The 17,219-nt window shown below is 59.5% G+C and carries 13 protein-coding genes; 9 read left to right on the forward strand and 4 right to left on the reverse strand.

All coding sequences use genetic code 11. The features are described 5' to 3' along the window. Positions 1-103: 103 nt before the first annotated feature. The 4 genes from E4P00_RS15175 (at position 104) to E4P00_RS15190 (ending at position 5,250) form a co-directional block, all read left to right on the forward strand. Positions 104-1,258: a Fic family protein gene (locus E4P00_RS15175; protein ID WP_248131912.1), complete on the forward strand. Its 1,155-nt coding sequence runs from the start codon at positions 104-106 to the stop codon at positions 1,256-1,258. 602 nt (positions 1,259-1,860) lie between these two features. Next, on the forward strand, positions 1,861-2,640 hold the full coding sequence (locus tag E4P00_RS15180) for a PhzF family phenazine biosynthesis protein (RefSeq protein WP_032878029.1): 780 nt from the start codon (positions 1,861-1,863) through the stop codon (positions 2,638-2,640). 36 nt (positions 2,641-2,676) lie between these two features. Continuing rightward, on the forward strand, positions 2,677-4,506 hold the full coding sequence (gene ggt / locus E4P00_RS15185) for a gamma-glutamyltransferase (protein ID WP_216090711.1): 1,830 nt from the start codon (positions 2,677-2,679) through the stop codon (positions 4,504-4,506). Positions 4,507-4,533: 27 nt separating this feature from the next. Beyond that, complete coding sequence (locus E4P00_RS15190; RefSeq protein ID WP_216090710.1) at positions 4,534-5,250, forward strand: polyphenol oxidase family protein; 717 nt, start codon at positions 4,534-4,536, stop codon at positions 5,248-5,250. Between the two features lie 80 nt (positions 5,251-5,330). On the opposite strand, the gene ddlA is transcribed toward E4P00_RS15190, so the two are convergent. Continuing rightward, a complete protein-coding gene (gene ddlA, locus E4P00_RS15195) occupies positions 5,331-6,425 on the reverse strand; it encodes a D-alanine--D-alanine ligase (protein ID WP_248131913.1) in 1,095 nt (364 codons plus the stop codon). A gap of 162 nt (positions 6,426-6,587) precedes the next feature. On the opposite strand from ddlA, the gene E4P00_RS15200 reads away from it, so the two are divergent. Beyond that, positions 6,588-7,397, forward strand: a complete 810-nt coding sequence (locus tag E4P00_RS15200; RefSeq protein ID WP_032878033.1) for an AraC family transcriptional regulator — start codon at positions 6,588-6,590, stop codon at positions 7,395-7,397. Positions 7,398-7,847: 450 nt separating this feature from the next. Beyond that, positions 7,848-8,084, forward strand: a complete 237-nt coding sequence (locus E4P00_RS15205; protein ID WP_005784550.1) for a hypothetical protein — start codon at positions 7,848-7,850, stop codon at positions 8,082-8,084. A gap of 153 nt (positions 8,085-8,237) precedes the next feature. Here the strand turns inward: E4P00_RS15205 and E4P00_RS15210 are convergent, their stop codons facing one another. Together E4P00_RS15210 and E4P00_RS15215 are read right to left on the reverse strand one after the other, a co-directional pair. Next, positions 8,238-9,554, reverse strand: a complete 1,317-nt coding sequence (locus E4P00_RS15210; protein WP_032878035.1) for a PAS domain-containing methyl-accepting chemotaxis protein — start codon at positions 9,552-9,554, stop codon at positions 8,238-8,240. Between the two features lie 96 nt (positions 9,555-9,650). Continuing rightward, positions 9,651-9,983, reverse strand: coding sequence for a DUF2790 domain-containing protein (locus E4P00_RS15215; RefSeq protein WP_078820222.1), 333 nt, complete (start codon positions 9,981-9,983; stop codon positions 9,651-9,653). A gap of 226 nt (positions 9,984-10,209) precedes the next feature. Here E4P00_RS15215 and E4P00_RS15220 point away from each other — a divergent pair, with 226 nt between their 5' ends. The 3 genes from E4P00_RS15220 to E4P00_RS15230 all read left to right on the forward strand — a co-directional run bounded on the left by E4P00_RS15220 (position 10,210) and on the right by E4P00_RS15230 (position 13,990). Beyond that, positions 10,210-11,529 (forward strand): OprD family porin, encoded by a 1,320-nt coding sequence (locus tag E4P00_RS15220; protein ID WP_248131915.1) that lies wholly within the window; start codon positions 10,210-10,212, stop codon positions 11,527-11,529. 335 nt (positions 11,530-11,864) lie between these two features. Continuing rightward, complete coding sequence (locus E4P00_RS15225) at positions 11,865-12,539, forward strand: heavy metal response regulator transcription factor (protein WP_005784544.1); 675 nt, start codon at positions 11,865-11,867, stop codon at positions 12,537-12,539. Further along, positions 12,536-13,990 carry a heavy metal sensor histidine kinase gene (locus E4P00_RS15230; RefSeq protein WP_078820221.1) on the forward strand — a complete coding sequence of 485 codons (1,455 nt, stop codon included), beginning with the start codon at positions 12,536-12,538 and terminating at the stop codon, positions 13,988-13,990. The genes E4P00_RS15225 and E4P00_RS15230 overlap by 4 nt, the downstream gene beginning before the upstream one ends. 74 nt (positions 13,991-14,064) lie before the next feature. Here the strand turns inward: E4P00_RS15230 and E4P00_RS15235 are convergent, their stop codons facing one another. After that, the gene (locus E4P00_RS15235) at positions 14,065-17,208 is read right to left on the reverse strand and encodes a CusA/CzcA family heavy metal efflux RND transporter (protein WP_078820220.1); all 3,144 of its coding nucleotides are present in this window, start codon (positions 17,206-17,208) and stop codon (positions 14,065-14,067) included. Positions 17,209-17,219: the final 11 nt, after the last annotated feature.

The following is a 17,219-nucleotide window of genomic DNA, read 5'->3' on the forward strand; positions in this document are numbered from 1 at the left end:
TCCAGATAATGTTTAGCGTATGCTAAGCGCATACCGTTAATTACGGTGGTCTCCCTGGTTTTTTTCAAGATAATTTTTCGGCCGGTTTGAGATAATTTTCTATATGCCTACGTTTACCCACCACGACCTTGAGCTTCTCAATCCCTCCTTCGACTCGGACCTAGTCGATGTACTGAGCGAGCTGGAGCATCTGCGTCGTCTAAGGCTTGAAGGCGATACGCCGCCGCAGGTGTTCTACCAGCTCAAGTCGCTTTTCCATGCGCTGGAAAGCCTCGGCTCTGCGCGGATAGAAGGCAACCACACTACTTTGGCGGACTACATAGATAGCAAGGTAGAAGGTAAGGCCCAGGACACTGATCAATTGCGCGAGGTTGCCAATATTGAAAAGGCAATGGATTACATTGAGCAGATCATGACGCCAGGCGCTGCGCTTACCGAGCAGACGATTCGCGAGCTACACGCGATGACCGTAGACGATCTGGTTCGTGAAGGCGACAAGACGCCAGGAGCCTATCGCAGCGGGGGTGTCAGAATATCCCAGTCTGATCACCTACCACCCGATTTCATCCAGGTTCAGGCTTATATGCAGGAACTTGTCGAATTCGTGAATCACGAAGACTCCCCGAAATATGACCTCATGAAGGTCGCACTCGCTCACCATAGATTTGGATGGATACATCCATTCGGCAATGGCAATGGTCGCGTGGTCAGGCTGCTGACCTACGCACTCCTGATGAAATATGGTTTCAACGTCAGCACAGGAGGCCGCGTCCTAAATCCTACGGCCGTATTCTGTAATGATCGTGAGCGCTATTACGCAATGCTGGCCACCGCCGACAAAGGAACAAAGGAAGGACTAGAGGAGTGGTGTACATATGTGCTGGAAGGCATTCGTACTGAGCTGGAGAAAGTCGATCGCCTCACGGACTACGCATATCTGACCAAATGCATACTCGTCCCTGCTGTGGCCTTCGCACGGGAGCGAGAATGGATCACTGAGACGGAAGAGGCAGTGCTGTCGGCCGCAATAAAATTGAAGGTCGTAAAATCTGCTGATGTAGCAGCCGTACTCCCTCAGCAGACGAGCAATCAACGGACTTACCTGATCAAAAAACTGGTAGACCAAGGGATGCTTTTACCGCTAAGCGCAGGCGCGAGGCAGTACACAATCGGATTTTCTAACAATTATCTAATTCGAGGTGTGATCAAGTCACTCAGGGAGCAAGGGTTCATACCTGAACCGCTGGAAAAACCATAAGCATCGATATAAAGAAACTGTGAGCGGAAATAGCCCCTCCCTATGCCACTTGAGGCTGGCGCAACTTGATGACCACTACCCTGATCCGGGGTGGTGCTGGCGCGGGGAAATGGCAAGAACGCCTCTGTGTGGTGGAGCTGCCACACGGCGCCAGCACCATCGCCGCAAGAGTGTGGCGATGGCTCCTCAAAAGTGAGGAACGAGATAATCGGGCCACTTATGGACTGATCCATCAAAGGAGTGGTGGTGACGACCACACCTCTGCACTTGAGCGGGTTTGCCACGATGACGCTACCGTTCGTCGGGGATGGAGCGACGAACCTAGATGGCCTTTTCAGCCAGCGTGAAATGGGCCAAAAACACCACAGCAGACAGCGCCGTGTATCCCAAGGTGTATCCCTTTAAAATACGAAAAAGAAAATAACCAACTAAAGCAGCAGCTTACGTTACCAGTTCAAATGTCTGTGTACCACCAAGTACTAAAAACGGCTTACCGAAAGGTAGGCCGTTTTTTTGTGCGCGTAAAAAACTCCCCAACTGTATTTTGACGCCCCCCACCCCCACTGTTAGTGTCCAGCCTCCCTAAAATGCGGAGTGCCCCGATGAAACTGGACATCTACCAAGTCGACGCTTTCAGCCAACACCCCTTCGGCGGCAACCCGGCGGCGGTGTGCCCGCTCACCGAATGGTTGCCCGACGAGCAACTGCAGAGTATCGCGGCTGAAAACAACCTCTCGGAAACCGCGTTTTTTGTACCCCGTGGCGAGTTCTACGAGCTGCGCTGGCTCACCCCCGAAGTCGAGGTAGACCTGTGCGGCCATGCCACCTTGGCGGCGGCCTGGGTATTGATTCATATGCTGGCCGATGCGCCGCAAGTGCTGCGCTTTGCAACGCGTAGCGGCGAGTTGCGGGTGACGCGCAATGGCGATGAACTGGCGATGGATTTCCCGGCCAAACAGCCGCAACGCTGCGAGCCACCGGCCGGAATGTTGAGCGCACTGGGCATTGAAACTGCTGAGGTGTTTGGCACCGATGACTACATCGTGCTGGTGGAAAATGAAGCGCAGGTGGCGGCACTGACACCGGATTTCGCACGGCTCAAGGGCCTGCCCAAACGTGGGATTGCAGTCACCGCCAAAAGCACACAGTTTGATTTTGTCTCACGCTGGTTCGGCCCGAATGTGGGGGTCAATGAAGACCCGGTCACCGGCTCGGCGCACACCTCGCTGGCAACGTTCTGGGCCGAGCGCCTGGGCAAGTTGCAGATGACCGCCGAGCAAGGCGGCCAGCGCAAGGGCCAGTTGCGCTGTGAACTCAAGGGCGACCGCGTGATTATCTCCGGCAAGGCGGTGCTGTATATGCAAGGCACGATTTATCTGTAAAACGCAATTCCCGAAGGACAACAGATCATTCTCAAAATGAACGGAGTTCAGCGCGTGCTTTTGACTTCCCGCCGTCAGTTGACGGTCATCGCAGCAGCCCTGGCCCTTGCGGCCTGCCACACGTCTGTCACCGAACAACCACCGGCACCGGAGTTGGGTTCGGGCTATCGCACTGACCTGAGTACCCGCCACGCCGAGCACCATATGGCCGCCGCTGCCAACCCGTTGGCTGCCGAAGCCGGACGCGAGATGTTGCGCCAAGGCGGTTCGGCCATCGACGCGGCGATTGCGATGCAAGCGGTGCTGACCCTGGTAGAGCCACAGTCTTCCGGCATTGGTGGCGGTGCGTTCATCATGCTATGGGATGGCAAAAACGTGCAGGCCTACGATGGCCGCGAGACCGCACCGGCGGGGGCGACCGAGCGCTTGTTCCTGAAGGCCGACGGCACGCCGATGGCGTTCACCGATGCGCAAATTGGCGGGCGCTCTGTCGGCACGCCGGGTGTATTACGCGCACTGGAAATGGCGCACAAGAAGAGCGGCCATCTGCAATGGGCCAAGCTGTTCGAGCCGGCGATCCGCCTGTCGGAGCAGGGCTTTGCCATTTCACCGCGCTTGCATAGCTTGATCGCGGCGGATCGCTTTATTGTGCAATCGCCCGAGATGGCGGCGTACTTCCTGAATGCCGATGGCTCGCCCAAAGCCACCGGCACGCTGTTGAAAAACCCGGCGCTGGCCGCGGTATTCAAGCGCATCGCCAAGGAAGGGCCGGATGCGCTGTACCACGGGGCGATTGCCGATGAGATCGCACGCAAGGTGCAGGGCAATCACAATGCCGGCAGCTTGTCCGTAGCCGACCTCAAGGGCTACAGCGCCAAGGAGCGCGCCCCACTGTGCACCGACTACAAACAATGGAAAATCTGCGGGATGCCGCCGCCCTCCTCTGGCGGGATTGCCGTGGCGCAGATCCTTGGCACCTTGCAGGCGCTGCAGACCCGCGACCCGCGCCTGGCGATCGCGCCGATGACCCCGAACAAGAGTACTTCGCCGGCCGGGCTTGAACCGACACCCGAGGCCGTGCACCTGATCGCCGAAGCCGGGCGCCTGGCCTTTGCCGATCGCGCCCTGTATGTGGCCGATGCAGACTTCACCCCCGTGCCGGTTGCCGGCCTTGTTGCACCCAACTACCTGGCCCGGCGCGCCGCGCTGATCGGCGAGCGCAGCATGGGGGTCGCCAAGCCTGGCCAACCGGAGGGCGTTCAAGTGGCGTATGCACCGGATCGCTCGCCGCTGCGCATCTCCACCTCGCAAGTGGTGGCGGTGGACGACCAGGGTGGCGCGGTGTCGATGACCACCACCGTGGAAGCGGCGTTCGGCTCCCACGTGATGGTCCAGGGCTTTTTGCTCAACAACCAGATGACCGATTTCTCGTTCATCCCCGAAGAAAACGGCCAGCCTGTGGCCAACCGCGTGCAACCCGGCAAGCGCCCGCGCTCGGCCATGGCTCCAACCCTGGTGTTCGATCGCAACAGTGGTGAGTTGCTGGCCACCGTGGGCTCCCCGGGCGGTTCGCAGATCATCGAGTACGTGAGCAAATCCCTGGTGGCCATGCTCGACTGGAAGCTCGACCCGCAAGCGGCCATCAGCCTGCCGAATTTCGGCAGCCGCAATGGCGCAACTGAGTTGGAAACCGGCCTGTTCAGCCCTGCGCTCAAACAAGCGCTCAAGGACAAGGGCCATGCCCTGAGCGAGATCGATATGACCAGCGGCGTACAGGCCATCGTGCGCACGCGGGATGCCCAGGGCAAGGTGTCGCTGAGCGGCGGCGCCGACCCTCGGCGTGAAGGCGAGGCGTTGGGCGACTAGGGTGTTTTGATCAAAGGAGAATGCACGGTGAACAAAGCCCGTAACCTCAATGCCCTCCCCGGCGTGGATCACGGTTTTTGCTCGATTGACGATCCGCTGCGCCCTGATGACGTGTTTATTTGCAAACAGGTGCACAGCGCGTCAGTGATCGAGTGGCAGCCGGGTCAGCCGGCCAACACGATTGAGGCTGACGGGGTGTTCACCCGGAGCCGGCAGCCAATTGCGGTCATTACGGCCGACTGTTTGCCCATCCTGATCGCAGGCGGTGATTTAGTGGCCGCCATTCATGGCGGCTGGAAGGGCCTGCAACGCGGGATTATCGGCAATGCCGTGCAGCGTTTTATCGATGAAGGCATTAGCGCGGCCCAGTTGCGGGTGGCAATTGGGCCGTCGATCAAGCCTTGCTGCTATGAGGTGAGTGAAACGTTCATTGCCCAGTTCCAAGCGGATCAAGGCCACCTATGGGAGGACAGCCAGGCGCCCTGGAGCATTGAGCAACCGACACCGCTACAAGCTCCGCACATTACACCGCCCCACGCCAGGCAAGCGGGAAGTGCCTGGTTTGACTTGAGCGGGTATGGGCTGCTGTTGCTGCAAGCGGCGGGGGTCAAGCGCGAGCAGATCGAGGTGAGTGACGTGTGCACTTATTGCACGTCACCGACGTTTGCCAGCTATCGCAGGAGGACGCATCACTTGGAGGAGCCGAAGACATTGATCTATTCGTGGATTGCTCGTACGACCTGACGGACATACCGTACCTTGTGGAGAGGGAGGTTGCTCCCGCTGGGCTGCGAAGCAGCCCTTGAACCGCGAGCCACCAGCAATCAGCGGCTGATCTTCAACCCCTTGCGTCCCGCGTGCCGCTCCAACGCCAACTCAATCAACCGGCTCACCAACTCGCTGTAGCTCATGCCCGCCGCCTGCCACAGCTTGGGGTACATGCTGATGCGGGTAAAACCAGGCAGTGAGTTGATCTCGTTGATCAGGACTTCGCCCTCATTCGTCAGGAACACATCCACCCGCGCCAGCCCTGCGCAACCCAACACCTCAAAGGCTTCAATGGCCAAGCTGCGAATTCGTTCGCTGGCTTCACGGCTGATAGCCGCAGGCACCACCACTTGGGCGGCCTGATCGTCGATGTATTTGCTGTCGTAGGAATAAAAACCGTCGCTCACCACGATCTCACCACAACCGCTGGCGATTGGGTGGTCATTGCCCAACACGGCGCATTCGATTTCACGGCCTAGAACGGCGGACTCCACCAGCACTTTTTCATCAAAACCCAACGCCAGCTCAACTGCGGCGAGGTACTCGGCTTCGTTGCCGACTTTGCTCACGCCCACAGAGGAACCCTGGTTAGCGGGTTTGACGAACATCGGTAAACCGAGCTTGTTCACCGCCGTTTCAAAGGAGGTACGCGCCGCGTTGCGACGTGTAAGGGTAATGAACGGTGTGACGGCAATACCCGCGTCACGCAGCAGGCGCTTGCTGATGTCTTTGTCCATGCACACGGCCGAGCCGAGCACGTCGGAGCCGACGAAGGGCAAGTCGGCCATACGCAGCAAACCTTGCAGGCAACCGTCTTCGCCGAGGGTGCCATGGACAATGGGGAAGATCACATCGATGTGTTCCAGCAAGCCCTGGCCGGAGGTTTCCACCACTTGCTGGCTGACCTTGCCGGGCACCACCGCCAATTCACGGTTGGATTGGTTGAGGGCGATCAGCGCCGGGTTTTCCTGGTTGATCAGGAAGTTCGACGTGTCGTTGAGGTGCCAGTGGCCGGCCTTGTCGATACCGATCAGGATGGGCTCGTAGCGCGAACGGTCGAGGGCATCGACGATGTTGCGCGCCGATTGCAGCGAGACCTCATGCTCAGCCGAACGGCCACCAAAAATAATACCTACCCGCACCTTGCTCATGACCCGGCCTCACTGTTGAAAGTAAGGCTTCTTAACACGGGCGGTCAGCGATCCGCTAGCAATCTGCACCACCCGACGCCTGCACAATCGTACAAGACCCCAGGCAGACAACCGCGGCAGACTCGGTTAACGTGTTCCCACCTCCTTCTGTGACAAGTCACCATGGGCAAACCCACCCACTCCCTCGACTGGCTGCACCGCGCGCCGCACGCCAGTGGCCTGGACCGTATCGAGGCGTACTTTGCCGGTTTCGCATTCGACCCCCATCGCCATGACACCTACGCCATCGGGCGCACGTTGTTCGGCGTGCAGAGTTTTCATTATCGCGGTGGCATGACCCACAGCATGCCCGGCACCACCATGGTGATTCACCCGGACGAAACCCACGACGGCCGTGCCGGCAGCGATGAAGGCTTCAAGTACCGGATGATTTATGTGGAGCCGGCGCTAATCCAGCAGATCCTCGGCGGCAAACCCTTGCCTTTCATTCCCGGCGGCCTGTCCACCGACCCTCGGCTGCACCGCGCCAGCGAAGTGCTGCTGCAAAGCTTGGATTGCCCGATTGACCCGATGCAAGAGCAAGACGCCATGTTCGACCTGGCCCAGGCCCTGAGCGAGGCATCCGGTGCCGTCGTCAGCCGTAAATCCTTCGACTACGTGGCCGCCGAACGCGCCCGTGAATTTATCCACAGCGCCCTGGGCCGCAGCATCACCCTGGATGAAATAGCCGACCATGCCGACCGCGACCGCTGGGCGTTATCGCGGGATTTTCGCTTGTTGTTCGGCACCAGCCCCTACCGCTACCTGACCATGCGCAGGCTGGACCTGGTGCGTCACTTGTTGGCCCAGGGCCAATCTCTGGTGGATGCCGCAATGACCGCCGGCTTCACCGACCAAAGCCACATGACCCGGCAATTTCGCAGCACCTACGGCATGCCGCCGTCGCGTTGGGTAAAGATGCTCGGACGCTGATCCAAGACTTGGAATGCATTCAATGTGGGAGGGGGCTTGCTCCCGATAGCGGTGTATCAGCGACAAATATATTGACTGACACACCATTATCGGGAGCAAGCCCCCTCCCACATTTTGAATGTAGTGGTGTTGCTGGCATTTGGTCATGGTTTGTAAAGGGCCAGCAAGCTGTGTCCCTTTAAATTGCAGGACGTTTCCGAGACAATCCCTGCCGCCTTGTGCCTGTTGGAATCGATGGCTAGTCTTCGGTCCGTCGCTGGATTTCAGTGATCGGGTTTAGCAGCCCGAACTCAATAGGCACAGGTTCACCTATACGTTTATGGTGGCTGTGCGCGGGGCACTTTCGGGTGCGCCGGTTTTCCTATTGACCGGTCTGCTAACCCGCGTACAGCTGCCACCTTACGTTTAGCAGCGTTGGTGGTCGCTCCCATGCCCAATAGGAGTTACACCATGACCAAAGCACTTCCCGATCCACCCATGGACTGCCTCGTCGTCAACGAAGACCTCAGCTTCGAAGACGCTCAACTCTATATTTCCCATCTGATCAACAGCGCATCGGCCACGGTGTGGGACTGTTGCGATCACCTGCAACCCCACGACCGCGCCAGAATCCATGCCGCGTGGCATTTGCTGGAGATGGCCAAGACCGTGCTAAACCGCACCATCGAGTGCATGCCGCGCACCTGAAAACACGACAAAACTCATGTGGGAGCTGGCTTGCCTGCGATGCAGACACCTCGGTACATCAGATACACCGAGGCGATGCTATCGCAGGCAAGCCAGCTCCCACATTTGGGTTCTGTTGTCGCCAAAATCGAGTTTGGTGTCCGAACGTGCTCTTTAGCTCGACAACTGATTGGCAAACTGCCCGACCGCGCTCACCACTTTTTGCGCACCGTCCTGAATTTCCACAATCACCGTACCCGCCTCGGCCGCCAGGGCCAGGCCTTGCTCGGCTTGCAGGCGACCGTCGGCCATCAGCGCAACCGCATCGCGGGCCATGTCCTGGTTCTGGCGCACTACGCCGACGATTTCCTCGGTGGCTTTGCTGGTGCGTGAAGCCAGTTGCCGCACTTCATCGGCCACCACCGCAAAGCCACGCCCCTGCTCACCGGCACGCGCGGCTTCGATGGCGGCGTTGAGCGCCAGCAGGTTGGTCTGCTCGGCAATGCCACTGATGGTCTTGACGATGCTGCCGATCACCTGGGACTGAGCGTTCAGCGCCTCGATACCTTCGCCGGCCTGTTGCATGTGTTGGGCCAGGTCGCGCATCACGTCCACCGCCTGGGTGACCACGGTGGTGCCGCGCTGGGCGCTGTCGTCAGTTTGCAAGGAGGTGCTGTAGGCAATGTTGGCGGCCTCGGCCACCGCTTGCTCGCGGTTAACCTGGTCGGTGATCACCGTGGCGAACTTGACCACTTTGTACAGCCGTTCGTTGGCGTCCAGCACAGGGTTATAGGTGGCTTCCAACCACACCAGGCGACCGTGGCTGTCCACGCGCTTGAAGCGCGCCGCCACGAACTCACCGGCGTTCAAGCGCTTCCAGAACTGCTGGTACTCGGCGCTGTTGTATTCCTGCGGTTCGCAGAACATACGGTGATGTTTACCCTGGATCTGCGCCAGGCTGTACCCCATGCTGCTGAGGAAGCGGTCATTGGCGGTGAGCACGTTTCCGTCCAGGTCGAACTCGATCAACGCGGTGGAACGCATCAGCGCGGTGATCAGGTTTTCATGCTCACGCGAACTCTCGATGGTGCGGGTGAGGTCGCTGGAGAACATCGAAAAATGCTTGATATGCCCCTGTGAACTGCGCACCGGCTGCACGATCGAGCGCAACCACGCTTCCTTGCCATTGCCACGCATAAGGCGCACGGCGCCGGCGAAGTGTTCGCCGCGGGCCAGGGCGTGCTTGAAGCGCAACTGAAACTCATCCTGGCGCACATGGGCCGGTACCAGGTCTTCGATTGCACGCCCCACAATCTCACTCAATGAATAAGCCAGTTCCTGCAGGAAGTTGGCATTCGCCCACTCCACCCGGCCCTCGGCGTCCAGCGTCAGGACGAGCATTTCGCTTTCCAGGCTCTCTTTCACCTGTAGCAAGCTCGACAATTCTTCGCGCAGAGCGGTCAGCTCCTGCTTCAGGCGGGTATTGAACATGGGGCACCGTTAGGCAAGTGAGGTGGGTGTTCTCACTTGCATCGGCGCTGCCGGGGTTTTCTGAAGAGCGCTTGAGCCCTGAGCCGAACTATATTTTCAACTGCCATTGTTACGGCATACGCCCATGACCTGATATTCCAGGGTATTGAGCTTGCCGCTGGAGTCTTCATAGGTCATGCGCGACGGCACGACGTTGCATGAGCGGATCGGCGGCGTCACGTTGACGACCTTGGCGATGTCCAAGTCCATGCCGTAGCGGTAAGCCTGGACCTCGGGCACCGGCTTGCCTTTTTTTATGGCGTAGGCGGCCATGGCTTTCTCATTGCGCTCCATCATCAGGGCAAAGGTGCGATCCCCGCCACCTTCGGCCAGTGCGCCAAATGACAACACAGCCGTTAATACCCCTAAACCTACTTTATAAAAGTTCATCGCAGTTTCCTCGACTGAAAAGTTCAGTGTCGAGATTAACCAACCCACCCTGACGCCAGGTTCACCAGAACATTACTTATTTGTTAGATGGCCATTAGTTTCCAGAATCGTAATCTTCATGCAATGCGCCTGTTATACGCCGTTTGCAACTATCAGCCAGGGCCAGATCAATAAGAACGCCTGCCTCTATAAGAAGCCGATAACTGCCATCACCGAGGAGCGCATCATGAATATTCGTCACTACACCCTTCCCTTTTCACTGATGGCCGCGTTGCCCCTGGCCGTGGCGGCAGGGCAAGAAAAGCCCGACGGTTTTATCGAAGGCAGCAGCCTGAACGTACTGGCGCGCAATTTTTACTTCAATCGCGACGATCGCAAGGGCCAATCCAGCCCCACCGGTAACGGCTATTCCGAAGCCTGGGCGCAGGGGCTGATCAGCCGGTTCGAATCCGGCTTTACCCAAGGCACCGTGGGGTTTGGCCTGGACGCGTTTGCCATGCTGGGGCTCAAGCTCGACTCCGGTGCAGGCCGTAGTGGCGGCAAGGGCTCGTTCGGTGTGTTGCCGGTGGACAGCGCCAATCAGCCCGAAAACCGCTACAGCAAACTTGGCGGTGCGGCGAAACTGCGGGTATTGGATACGGTAGTCAAGGCCGGCGACGTATTCCCGCTGACGCCCGTAGTGGCGTACGGCGATTCACGGGTATTGCCCCAAAGCTTTCGCGGTTTCACCGTACAAAACACCAGCCTGGATGGCCTGAGCTTGCAAGGCGGACGCTTGAGCGGCATGAGCCAGCCCAATGAAAGCGGGATGAACAAAGGCTTTGCGACGTTCTATGCGGGCAAGGTCGACTCGCCTTGGATCGCCTACTTCGGCGGAGACTACCAACTCAACAGCCACCTTGGCTTGAGCCTCTACAGCAGCCGCTTGAAGGACGCCTGGGATCAGTACTACCTGGGCAGCAACGCCAACTATGCGCTGACCGACGACGTGTCACTGTTCGGCGATTTCAACTACTACAAGGCCGTGGACGAAGGCCGCAAACGGCTCGGCGAATTCGACAACAACATCTGGAGCGCCAGGCTTGGGGTCAAGGTCGGCGCCCATAGCGTGGCCGTGTCGCACCAGCGCAACAATGGCGACGATGACTTCGACTACCTGCGCCAGTCTGATTCGATCTTCCTCAACAACTCGATCCAGTACAGCGACTTCAATTCGCCCAAGGAGCGCTCATGGATGGTGCGCTACGACCTGGACATGCAGGCGTTCGGCATCCCGGGCCTGTCGTTCATGACCCGCTACGGCAAGGGCACCGGCGCCGACTACAGCAACGCCAACGCCGTGTACATGCGTCGCGATGCGGCGGGTAACCCGCTGACCGATCAACGCCGTTGGGAACGGGATATCGAGGCCAAGTACGTGGTGCAAAGTGGGCGTTTCAAGGATTTGTCCCTGCGCTTGCGCCAGGCCACCGTGCGCTCCAGTGCCTTTGAGTCCGATCTGGAAGAAGTTCGCTTGATCGCCGAATATCCACTGGCCGTTTTGTGACACTTACATTCGCTCGCGATTAACTAACATCTGTTCACAAATAGCCGGTTATCAAAATTGTAATATTGGCCTCAGCTTCTCGTTAAGTTCAACTTTCTATACTCGCGCCAACTTATTTACCGAGCACGTTCATCTCTGAAGCTTTTGTGTAGCTCCTTTGGAAAGAGATGAATTTTTAACGCCCCGCTTGGGGCGTTTTTTTTGTGCGCCGGGCTATGCGACCGATGGTCGCAGTTGACCCTAAAGCTACTTTAGCCTTCAGACTTTTCCCACTTTGATAACAGCCGCCATAAGGACATGGGCGCCTTCTCTCCATCATTCAAGAGGTAACCCCCATGCGTATCCTTGTGATTGAGGACGAGCAAAAAACCGCTGACTATTTGCGACAGGGTTTGAACGAAAGCGGCTACGTGGCCGACTGCGCCGCCAATGGCATTGATGGCCTGCACCTGGCCGAGCAGCATGCCTACGAGTTGGTGATTCTGGACGTCAACCTGCCGGGCAAGGATGGCTGGCAAGTGCTGGAACAACTGCGCCGCAACGGCAACCAGCGGGTGATGATGCTCACGGCCCGCGGCAGGCTGGCGGACAAGATCAAGGGCCTGGACATGGGCGCCGACGATTACCTGGTCAAGCCGTTCGAGTTCCCCGAGCTGCTGGCGCGGGTGCGCACCCTGTTGCGGCGCAGCGAACACATCCCCCAGCCGGAAGTGTTCCGCGTCTCGGACCTGGAACTGGACCCGCGTCGCCACCGCGCCTATCGCGGCACTCGGCGCATCGACCTGACCACCAAGGAGTTCGCGCTGCTGCAGGTGCTGATGCGCCAGAGCGGTGAAGTGCTGACCCGCACGCAGATTATTTCGCTGGTGTGGGATATGAATTTCGACTGCGACACCAACGTGGTGGAAGTCTCCATCAGCCGCCTGCGCGCCAAGGTCGACGACCAGAGCGAGGTCAAGCTGATCCACACCATTCGCGGCGTCGGCTACGTGCTGGAGGCGCGCCCATGAAAACCGGCAGCCTGTCGATGCGCCTGGGCTTGACCGTCAGCCTGATGGGCGCGGGCCTGGTCTTGCTGCTGGCCACCCTGGCCTACCTGGCCCTCACCCATGAACTGGAAAAACTGGCGCGCAAGGGCCTGGAAAGCAAGATGGAACAGCTCCAGCACAGCCTGTCCCTGGGGCTCGACGCCCAGGCCATTCGCGCTCGTCCCCATGCGCTGCTGGACCTGGTCATCGGCCACGACAATTTCTACCTGACTATCGTCGGCACCGCGCCCGACACCCGCGTGTTACTGAACATCGGCGCCAAGCCCCAATCGCCGTTGCTCACCGACTTCAAACCGCGGGAAACCCTCGGCTACCTGAACTGGACCGACAGCGACGGCAACCAGGTGCTCAGCGCCTCCAGCCTGATGCGCCTGGCCAGCGGTGAACGCGTGCGGGTGCTGCTGTCCCTGGATCGCAGAGACGACCAGGCACTGCTCAGCGCCTATCTGCGCGCCACGCTGATTGCGCTGCCGCTGCTGTTGATACTGATCGGCATGGGTGCCTGGTGGTTGGTACAACGCGGCTTGGCGCCGTTGAAGCAATTCAGCCAGGTGGCGGCGAAGGTCACCACCCAGGACCTGACACACCGTTTGTCCGTCGACAATTTGCCCCACGAACTGGGGGAACTGGCCCAAGGCTTCAACGTGATGCTCGACCGCCTGGATGCGGGCGTACAGCAACTCTCGCAATTCTCCGATGACCTGGCCCACGAACTGCGCGCCCCGCTGACCAACCTGATGGGCAAGGCTCAACTGACCCTGTCGCGCCAGCGCCCGCCGGAGGAATACAAGGCGGTGCTGGAATCCAGCACCGAAGAGCTTGAACGCCTGGGGCGTATTGTCAGCGACATGCTGTTCCTTGCCCAGGTCAGCCATCCGGCGGCGCGGGCGTCATTCACCGACGTATCCCTGGGGCAAGAGGCCGAGCGAGTGATGGAGCTGTTTGCCCTGAGTGCCGAAGACAAGCAAGTCACCCTGAGCCTGCGCGGCGAGGCCTGGGTGACGGGGGATCGTCTGATGATCCAGCGGGCGATTTCCAATTTGCTCTCCAATGCCATACGCCATACGCCAGAAGGTTCGAGCATCCTGCTGTTGGTGGAAACCTATGGCCAGAGCGTGTCGCTGTCGGTGGGCAACCCCGGCCGAGGCATCGACGCGCACCACCTGCCGCACCTGTTCGAACGTTTCTACCGCGCCGACAGCAGTCGAACCCGCGCCGAGGGTGGCACCGGGTTGGGGCTGGCTATCGTCAAGTCGATCATGCACCTGCACCAGGGGCACGCTCATGTGACCAGCCAGCTCGGGCGTTTCACGCGGTTCAGCCTGGCCTTTCCCCTGAAGCCAACACCGGTCCAATGTGGGAGGGGGCTTGCTCCCGATGGCAGTGTGTCAGCCAATACATGTATCAACTGACCCACCGTTATCGGGAGCAAGTCGAATCGTCGCACCGCCCCTCCCACATTGGTTTTGTGGTGCATTCAAGGTTGTCAGGCGGTCTCTTCCTCGCGGCGATGAGCCCACTGATACAACGCCGGCAACACCAGCAGCGTCAGCAATGTCGATGAAATAATCCCGCCAATCACCACCGTCGCCAACGGGCGTTGTACTTCGGCGCCGGTGCCGGTGGCGAGTGCCATGGGGATAAACCCGAGGGACGCCACCAGCGCAGTCATCAACACCGGGCGCAAGCGGGTCAGCGCGCCTTCGTGGATCGCCACCGCTAACGAGCGCCCTTCTTCGCGCAGGTTGCGGATAAAGGCGATCATCACCAGGCCGTTCAGCACCGCCACACCGGACAAGGCGATAAAGCCCACCCCTGCCGAAATCGATAGCGGAATATCCCGCAGCCACAGCGCCATGATTCCACCAGTCAACGCGAACGGAATCCCGGTGAACACCAGCAAGCCATCCTTGAGGTTGTTGAACATCATGAACAGCAGGCCGAACACCAGCAGCAACGCCACCGGCACCACGATACGCAGGCGCTCGGAGGCTTCTTTCAACTGCTCGAATTGCCCGCCCCAGGTGGTCCAGTAACCGGCGGGCACTTTCACCTGAGTGGCAATGGCCGCTTCGGCTTCCTCGACAAACGAGCCGATATCACGCCCACGCACGTTGGCGCTGACGATCACCAGGCGCTTGCCATTCTCGCGACTGATCTGGTTGGGGCCCAGCACCAGGTCGAGGCTGGCGACCTGGGACAAGGCGATAAAGCCCAGTTGTCCCGAGGTACTACCGGCCAGCGCCGGCACCGGAATCAATAACCGTGACAAGCCTTCGATGTCTGTGCGCAGTGCGTCGGACAAGCGCACGACCATGTCGAAACGCCGATCACCTTCGTACAACGTACCGGCCTGACGCCCACCGACGGCGACAGCGATGGTGTCCTGCACATCGCCCACATTCAGGCCAAAGCGAGCGGCCTTATCGCGGTCGATATTGATGGTCAGCACCGGCAGGCCGGAGGTCTGTTCCACCTTCACTTCCGAGGCGCCGTTGAGCTTTTGCAAGGTCTCGGCGATTTCCCCGGCAGTGGTGTTGAGCACGGCCATATCATCGCCAAACACCTTCACCGCCACATCGCTGCGCACCCCGGAAATCAGCTCGTTGAAACGCAGCTGGATCGGTTGCGACAGCTCATACACGCTGCCCGGCACAATCGCGCTGGCGCGTTGGATGTCGGCAATGATCGCCTCGCGTGACTTGCTCGGGTCCGGCCATTGGTCCTTGGGTTTGAGCATCACGTAGCTGTCGGAGATGTTCGGCGGCATCGGGTCGGAGGCGATTTCCGCCGTACCGGTGCGCGCAAATACCCGCTCGATTTCCGGCACTTCGGCCAGCAAGGTTTTTTCCAATTGCTGCTGCATCTGCACCGATTGCGTCAGGCTGGTGCCAGGTACGCGCAGCGCCTGCTGGGCGAAGTCGCCCTCGCTGAGGCTGGGGATAAATTCGCTGCCCATACGGCTGGCGACCAGGCCCGATACGACGATGGTCAGCAGCGCCAGGCCAAATACCAAGGGGCGGCGCGTCATCACCCAATTGAGCACTGGGTCATACACCCGGCGTGCGCTGCGCATGACGAAGTTTTCTTCTTCCTTGACCTTGCCGGTGACGAACAACGCAATCGCCGCCGGTACGAAGGTCACCGACAGAATCATCGCGCCGAGCAAGGCAATCACCACCGTGAACGCCATCGGGTGGAACATCTTCCCGGCCACCCCGGTAAGAGCGAAGATCGGCAGGTACACCACCATGATGATCAGTTGCCCGAAGATCAGCGCCCGTCGCGCCTCTTTGGCAGCAGCGAACACTTCGTGCAGGCGCTCACTGCGGGTCAGCAGGCGGCCGTGACGCTGCTGCGCATGGGCCAGACGACGGATGGCGTTCTCGACTATCACCACCGCACCGTCGACGATAATGCCGAAGTCCAGCGCACCGAGACTCATCAGGTTGGCGCTGACTTTGTTGGTGAACATGCCGGTGAAGGTGAACAGCATCGCCAGCGGAATCACCATCGCCGTGATCAGCGCCGCACGGATATTGCCCAGGAACAGGAACAACACCGCCACCACCAGCAACGCACCTTCGAAGAGGTTCTTCTTCACGGTGGCGATGGCTTTTTCCACCAGGTTGGTGCGGTCGTAGACGGTGACCGCCACCACGCCTTCGGGCAGTGAACGGTTGATCTCCTCGAGCTTTTTCGCCACTGCCTGGGACACGCTGCGGCTGTTCTCACCGATCAACATGAACACGGTGCCCAGTACTACTTCGCGGCCGTTTTCGGTGGCGGCGCCGGTGCGCAGCTCGCGGCCAATGTCGACCTGGGCCACGTTACGCACACGAATCGGGGTGCCGTCCGAGGTGGTGATGACAATGTTGGCGATGTCATCGATAGACGCCACTTGCCCCGGCGCGCGGATCAACAACTGTTCGCCGCTGCGCTCGATATAACCGGCGCCGACATTGGCGTTGTTGCGCTCCAGAGCGGTCACCAGATCGTTGAGCGTCAGGTTGTAGGCGGCCAGGCGCTTGGGGTCCGGCGCAATCTGATACTCCTTGGCGAAGCCCCCGATGGTATTGATCTCGGCCACGCCCGGCACATTGCGCAGCTGCGGTTTGATGATCCAGTCCTGGATCACCCGCAGGTCGGTGGGGGTGTAAGGCGTACCGTCCTCTTTGCGCGCACCGTCCTCAGCTTCCACGGTCCACAGGAAAATTTCCCCAAGCCCGGTGGAAATCGGCCCCATCGCGGTTTCGATGCCATCGGGCAATTGTCCTCGGGCCACTTGCAGACGCTCGTTGACCAGTTGGCGGGCAAAAAACAGGTCGGTGCCGTCCTTGAAAATCACCGTGACCTGGGACAAACCGGAACGCGACAGCGAACGCGTCTGCTGCAAGCCCGGCAGGCCGGCCATGGCGGTTTCGATGGGAAAGGTGATGCGCTGCTCGGTTTCCAGCGGCGAAAAACCGGCGGCCGCCGAGTTGATCTGCACCTGCACGTTGGTGATATCGGGCACCGCGTCGATGGGCAGTTTCTGATAGCTGGCGATGCCGACACCGGCCATCAACAGCACCGCCAGCAACACGATAATGCGCTGCTCGATGGCGAATTGGATAAGGCGCTCAAACATGGGGAATCACT

This window comes from Pseudomonas sp. B329, from assembly GCF_023127835.1.
In the GTDB taxonomy this organism is placed as follows: domain Bacteria; phylum Pseudomonadota; class Gammaproteobacteria; order Pseudomonadales; family Pseudomonadaceae; genus Aquipseudomonas; species Aquipseudomonas synxantha_A.

Bases quoted from the DNA above. Each gene is read 5' to 3' on its own strand.
- E4P00_RS15175 (WP_248131912.1), top strand. From the start codon at position 104: ATGCCTACGTTTACCCACCACGACCTTGAGCTTCTCAATCCCTCCTTC.
- E4P00_RS15180 (WP_032878029.1), top strand. From the start codon at position 1,861: ATGAAACTGGACATCTACCAAGTCGACGCTTTCAGCCAACACCCCTTC.
- ggt (WP_216090711.1), top strand. From the start codon at position 2,677: ATGAACGGAGTTCAGCGCGTGCTTTTGACTTCCCGCCGTCAGTTGACG.
- ddlA (WP_248131913.1), bottom strand. From the start codon at position 6,425: ATGAGCAAGGTGCGGGTAGGTATTATTTTTGGTGGCCGTTCGGCTGAG.
- E4P00_RS15200 (WP_032878033.1), top strand. From the start codon at position 6,588: ATGGGCAAACCCACCCACTCCCTCGACTGGCTGCACCGCGCGCCGCAC.
- E4P00_RS15205 (WP_005784550.1), top strand. From the start codon at position 7,848: ATGACCAAAGCACTTCCCGATCCACCCATGGACTGCCTCGTCGTCAAC.
- E4P00_RS15210 (WP_032878035.1), bottom strand. From the start codon at position 9,554: ATGTTCAATACCCGCCTGAAGCAGGAGCTGACCGCTCTGCGCGAAGAA.
- E4P00_RS15215 (WP_078820222.1), bottom strand. From the start codon at position 9,983: ATGAACTTTTATAAAGTAGGTTTAGGGGTATTAACGGCTGTGTTGTCA.
- E4P00_RS15220 (WP_248131915.1), top strand. From the start codon at position 10,210: ATGAATATTCGTCACTACACCCTTCCCTTTTCACTGATGGCCGCGTTG.
- E4P00_RS15225 (WP_005784544.1), top strand. From the start codon at position 11,865: ATGCGTATCCTTGTGATTGAGGACGAGCAAAAAACCGCTGACTATTTG.
- E4P00_RS15230 (WP_078820221.1), top strand. From the start codon at position 12,536: ATGAAAACCGGCAGCCTGTCGATGCGCCTGGGCTTGACCGTCAGCCTG.
- E4P00_RS15235 (WP_078820220.1), bottom strand. From the start codon at position 17,208: ATGTTTGAGCGCCTTATCCAATTCGCCATCGAGCAGCGCATTATCGTG.